The 5,733-nt window shown below is 59.8% G+C and carries 4 protein-coding genes and 1 pseudogene; 2 read left to right on the forward strand and 3 right to left on the reverse strand.

The annotated features are described in order from the left end of the window. Window positions 1-295 precede the first annotated feature (295 nt). Window positions 296-1,732: an acid phosphatase gene (gene acpA, locus QZ964_RS20220; RefSeq protein ID WP_292533937.1), complete on the reverse strand. Its 1,437-nt coding sequence runs from the start codon at window positions 1,730-1,732 to the stop codon at window positions 296-298. Window positions 1,733-1,870: 138 nt separating this feature from the next. After that, window positions 1,871-2,908 carry a cytochrome-c peroxidase gene (locus QZ964_RS20225; protein ID WP_292533938.1) on the reverse strand — a complete coding sequence of 346 codons (1,038 nt, stop codon included), beginning with the start codon at window positions 2,906-2,908 and terminating at the stop codon, window positions 1,871-1,873. Between the two features lie 379 nt (window positions 2,909-3,287). Here QZ964_RS20225 and QZ964_RS20230 point away from each other — a divergent pair, with 379 nt between their 5' ends. Both QZ964_RS20230 and QZ964_RS20235 read left to right on the forward strand, forming a co-directional pair. Further along, the gene (locus tag QZ964_RS20230) at window positions 3,288-4,433 is read left to right on the forward strand and encodes a cytochrome c peroxidase (protein ID WP_292533940.1); all 1,146 of its coding nucleotides are present in this window, start codon (window positions 3,288-3,290) and stop codon (window positions 4,431-4,433) included. A 60-nt stretch (window positions 4,434-4,493) separates the two neighbouring features. Continuing rightward, window positions 4,494-5,567, forward strand: coding sequence for a metallophosphoesterase (locus QZ964_RS20235; protein ID WP_292533941.1), 1,074 nt, complete (start codon window positions 4,494-4,496; stop codon window positions 5,565-5,567). Window positions 5,568-5,594: 27 nt separating this feature from the next. Here QZ964_RS20235 and QZ964_RS20240 read toward each other — a convergent pair. Next, window positions 5,595-5,733: pseudogene (locus QZ964_RS20240) on the reverse strand (IS630 family transposase); the annotation flags it as partial.

Here is a 5,733-nt window from a genome sequence, read left to right on the forward strand (position 1 = left end):
CAGACCCAGCTCAGCGTGCCGCAACAATTCCAATAACCCCAACGCCACACAATACCCCTTGGTATAGAGCAATACAATCTATCGAATAGCCAATACAACCATATAGGGTAGGTTCATGCCTACCCTATTGGAGTGGCAATGACATATATGCGACTGCGCCGCTACAACGCAATCTTGCGATAAACCAATTGCTTAAAAAAGGCGGCACCATTAGCGGCAATTTTTTGGCGTAAACGTGGCCGTTTCAGAACTTCCCCGCCAGAAGGACGGAAGCCTTATCGGCGCCGCCCATGAATTACGGGTCGCTCAACGCATTGCGCAAGTCCGCCGCTTTAGCGTCGCGCTCGGCAAGCGGCGCAACCCCGAAGCGCACCTCGATCGTGCGCAAAATTGACAGGGTGTCGTAAACGGTTTTGTCGACGAAGCCCTTTTTGGCGAAAGGCGAGATGATCAGCGTGGGGACGCGTGTCCCCGGTCCGAAGCGATCTCTTTTCGGCGGCGCGACGTGGTCCCAAAAGCCGCCATTTTCATCCGCCGTGACGATGATCAGCATGTCGGCCCAATTCGGGCTGTTGCGCAGTCGCGCGACGACGTCCGCGACATGAGCGTCGCCGGCGGCGAGATCGGAATAGTCCGGATGCCCGTTAAACACGCCGAGAGGCTTGTAGAAGCTGACTTGCGGCAGTTCGCCCTTATCGGCGGCCCGGAAAAACTCGTCGGCGTCCTTAAGATGCGCGCGTCCTTCCCGGCCTTCGGCGTAGTTGGCGAAATAGACAAAGGGCTGATGGTGAGTCTGAAAGCCGTCGGGCCTGTCTTCGTAAGGCCTGAGTCGGCCTTCGACGACGTCGCGCCAGCCGCCGGCGTACCATGCCCAGCTCACATTTTTCTCGCTCAACCGATCGCCGATCGTCGGCAGATGCAACGGCGGAAGCCGTTCCTGCGCTTCCGTCTTGTCATGTTTCGAGATCGGATTTCCGGGCTGCAGCGTTCCAATCGCCTCAAGATCCATGGTCAATCGGCCGAAGCGCTTGTGGCGCGGCGGCCCGTCAAGCACGCTTCGCGGCGAGTCCTCTTCGCGTTCGCGAATCGTGAGCTCCGCTCCTTGCGAATCCTTGATGGTCGTCAGCTTCGGCAGAAACTTTCTTTTGGTCGACTCCACCGGATTGTCGAAGATCGGCGCGCAACCGCAGACCAGGAAAAAATGGTTGAGCATCGAGCCGCCGAAGGCCGCATGAAAGAAATGGTCGGCGAGCGTGAATTCCTTCGCCAAGGCCCATTGTTTGAGCTGTGAGCCGTCGTAATAGCCCATGACGAGCGCGCCGGCGTTCGAGGCCTCGACAAAGCGGTCCATTTTCCCGCCGTCGATCTGCTCCTGCTCAAGATAAAAGTCGTGCACCGGGTCCATGGTGTGACCGTCGCTGTCGACAAAGGGCTCGAGACGAAACGGCGCATTGGGCAAGCTGCGCGGAAAGCGATCATCCCATCGCGGGCGCGGCAACGCGGCGAGCGGCCGCTCGTCGAAATCCACTTGCGGCGGGCGCTCGCCGGAATTGACGCCTTCGGCGCCGGGAAACAGCCCGAACACATGATCGAAGCTGCGGTTCTCGGTGAAGACGACGACGACATGGCCGATGCGCGCGAACGGATTCGCCTGCTCTTGCGCAGTGACGGACGCGCATGTCGCCCACGCGAAAACCGCAAGCAAAATTCTAAGGCGACGAACGACTTTCATTTGACGGCGTCTCTCGCGCGCTCATTGTGACGCGCAGGAATTTAGTGAACCGCCACCCCAATATTGTGACAGGGCAGAACGGCGAGCGCCGATCGACCGGCGCTCGCTTCGAGACTTTCTCGGACCGCGCTCTGCGGCTTACTGCGGCAGCGGCGTGCTCGACGAGCGCGGCGGCAGCATAGGATAGACAACTTTCGGCGTTTCGCCGTTCAGCGTCCCAAGGAAAGCCACGATCGCCTTGACGTCTTGATCGGAGAGAGATTCGCCGAGCTGATCTTTCGCCATCAGGTCGACCGCCTCTTCAAGCGTCCAGACGGAGCCGGTGTGGAAGAAGGGCGCACGCAGGGCGACATTGCGCAGCGGCGCCGAGCGGAACACAAATTCGTCGGCCGCGTCATTCGTCACCTTGGCCCGGCCTTTGTCCGCGACAGGAAGAACCTCGACGCTCGGCCTTTGCGCGACTCCAAAGGGGAAATAGCCGTTGCCGCCGATATTGACGCCGCCATGACACCCGGCGCATCCCTTGTCGAGGAAAAGGCGCAGCCCCTTCTTCTCGACATCGTTGAGCGCGCTCGCGTCGCCCTTGAGGTAATTATCGAAACGCGAATTGGGCGTCGTCAGCGTCGCCTCAAAAGCTTCGATCGCCTTCGCCATATTGTCGAAGCTCACGGGATTGGGATCCGCCGGAAAGGCCGCTTTGAACTCCGCAACATAGGCGGGGATGCTGTTGAGCGTCTTCTCGACCTGCCCCGGCGTATTGTTCATTTCCACGTCGGCCTGCACCGGACCTTTCGCCTGCGCCTTAAGGTCGACGGCGCGCCCATCCCAGAACTGCGCGACATTGAAAACGGCGTTGAGCACGGTCGGCGCGCGGCGCGGCCCCTTGGCCCAACCATGGCCGATCGACGTCGGCCCGGCGTCGGCGCCGCCCGTTCCGAGATTGTGACAGGAATTGCAGCTGATGATCTGACTCTTCGAAAGCCGCGGATCGAAAAAGAGCTTGCCGCCCAATTCGATCTTGGCGGGGGTGAGTTCGTTGTTCTTGACGACCACCGCGACGCTGGCGGCGTCGATCGGCTTGAAGACGGCGTTGGCGTCGGCGCGCAGATCGCCCGCCGCAGCCATGTTCGGCGCCAGCAGAGTCGCTGCGAGCGCGGCGAACCGTTTCAGGTGCATCACTTCCTCCTTCAGTGGATTTGCCGACGCGCTTTCGCAGCGCGAAGCACGGTCTCTCTCGGCTGTCAGCTATCACAGCCGCCCTGGCGGCGGAAGAGCACGCCGAAGCGACGCTCTTTAAAAACAATCCGATGTAGCATGAACGTGACAGGACAGCCGAAAATGACCGAATGCAAATCACATGAAGAGAGGAGCAAATTATTGCGGGCTGGCAGTGCAATGCACAATCATTACTCGCAGGGGCGGAATATTGGCCCTCCGAATTCTTCGATTTCCCTGCCGGGCGTCACAACGACGACTTGCCCTGCCGCTAAAAGCAGAGCAAACTTAATGTGAAAACAAAAGCCGGCGATAAGCCGAGCGTCAGCGGAGGGAGCACATGGCGCGCATTCCTAATGTCCGGAAATCCGTCAAGACGACGCTTGTCGCGCTTCCGCTTGCGGCCCTGCTCTCTGGCGGATGGGCGATGGCCGAGCCGCTCGGCCTGCCGAAGGTGCCGGTTCCGGCCGATAATCCGCAATCGCCGGAAAAGGTCGCGCTCGGCGACAAGCTCTTCCACGACGCGCGCTTCTCGATCGACGGCACAGTGAGCTGCTCGACCTGTCATAACGACAAGAAGGCCTTCACCGACAGTCCATTGCGCGTCTCCGAGGGGCATCACAAGCTCACCGGCACGCGCAACGCCCCGACGGTGATCAACGCCGCCTATTACACGTCGCAGTTCTGGGACGGACGCTCGCCTTCGCTGGAAGACCAGTCGCAGCACCCGATGGTCAATCCCGTCGAAATGGGGATGCCCGATCACGACCCCGTGCTCAAGATCGTTCGCGAAGACCCGGCCTATGTCGATGGCTTCAAGAAGGCGTTCGGCAAGAGCGGCCGCGACGTGACGATGGACGACGTGCAGAAGGCGATCGCGAGTTTCGAGCGCACGATCATCTCGGGCGATTCGCCTTTCGACAAATGGTATTTCGGCGGCGACCGCAACGCCATCAGCGATCAGGCGAAGCGCGGCTTCGACCTTTATGTCGGCCAGGGACGCTGCGTCTCCTGCCATGTCATCGAACAGACGCAGGCGCTCTTCACCGACAACAGATTCCACAATATCGGCGTCGGCATTAACCGCATCCAAAACGACGTGCCGCGCCTCGCCGCCGAATTCCTCAAGGCCAAAGCGGCTGGCGCATCCGTCGACAAGACCGTGCTCGCCGATCCGAAGGTCTCGGAACTCGGCCGCTTCGCCGTCACAAATTCCTTCGACGAAATCGGCGCCTTCAAAACCACGACGCTGCGCAATATCGCAATGACCGCGCCCTATATGCATGACGGATCGCTCAAGACGCTCAAGGACGTCGTCAAGCACTACAACGAGGGCGGCAAGAGTCCCAGCGATCCATGGCCGGTCAACCCTTATCTTTCCGGCGGCATTCGGCCGTTGGATCTGAAGGATCAGCAGATCGACGATCTCGTCGCCTTCCTGGAGACGCTGACGAGCCCTGCTTATGTAACGGCGCAGACGAAATAAGACGCTAGAAAAACAAGCGGCGTCGCCACGTAAGCGCGAAGCCGCGAGGGAGGATAGGACATGACCAGACTGATCACCCGGCGCAGCGTGATCGCCGCCGGGGCCACGGCCGGGACCCTAACGACCCTGCCGATCTCCATGGTGCGCCTCGCGTTCGGGGGAACGCGCGAGGATTTCAGCTTCACCTACATTTCCGACTCGCACATTCAGCAGATCAAAGGCGCGAGCTTCGTGCGCAATTGGGACATGGGCTTGAAGCGCGCCGTCGCCGAAGCCAATCTCATCACGCCTGAAGCCGATTTCGTCATGTTCGGCGGCGATCTTGCCCAGCTCGGCAAGAAGGAGGAACTCGACCACGGCGCTGAAATGCTCTCGCATGTGAAGGGCAAGCTCCACTGCGTCATGGGCGAGCATGACTATTATCTCGACCTCGGCGAGTATTGGTCGAAGCTCTATGGTCCGCAGTGGTACAGCTTCGATCACAAGGGCGTGCATTTCGTCGTGTTGAATTCGATTCTCACGACGGATGAATGGACGTTTCATCGGTGGCCGACGGCCGAGCAGCGCATGCTTGAGATGGCCGGCCTCGACAATCCGAACGGCTCACCGTTTATGGTCGGCGAAAAGCAGCGCGCGTGGCTTAAGAATGATCTCGACAAAGTGTCCAAGGACACACCGCTCATCATCTTCTCGCATTCGCCGCTGCAGAAGATCTATAAGGGCTGGAATTTCTGGACCGACGACGCCGAGCAGGTGCAGGAGCTGTTACAGCCGTTCAAGACCGTCAATGTGATCTACGGCCATGTGCACCAGATCCAGTACAATCAGATCGGCAACATCGCCTTCAATGCGGTGATGGCGACGGCCTGGCCCTGGCCCTATCCCGACACTTATGCGCAGGCCGGCGCGCATGTTCCTGTGCTGACGGTTCCGATGAACCGCGCCGATCCGTTCTTCGAACGCGACGCCACAGGCTGGCAGATGATCGACGTCAACTCCGGCCGCGTCACCGCGCGCTATCAGCTGTGGGACAACCAGGAGCGCGTCGTCGGCTACGATCCGAAGCTGGGGAAGCCCGTCGACAAGAGATATCAAGAGGCGATCGTCCGCAAGGCGCCGCAGCTGCATTACTAGTAGAGCGTTTCTTTGGATCGACTCATATCATGCCGCGATGTCGATCTTGTAAGTCCAGGTATGAACGACAGGCTCACGGTTAACGTCGTCGATTGCCTCAATGATTCGATCCTTCAACTCCTGTTTGGACGCGACGCGGATATGGCGAAGTGCCGATCGCGCGAGC

It is taken from the genome of Methylocystis sp. (genome assembly GCF_021731785.1).
In the GTDB taxonomy this organism is placed as follows: Bacteria; Pseudomonadota; Alphaproteobacteria; order Rhizobiales; family Beijerinckiaceae; genus Methylocystis.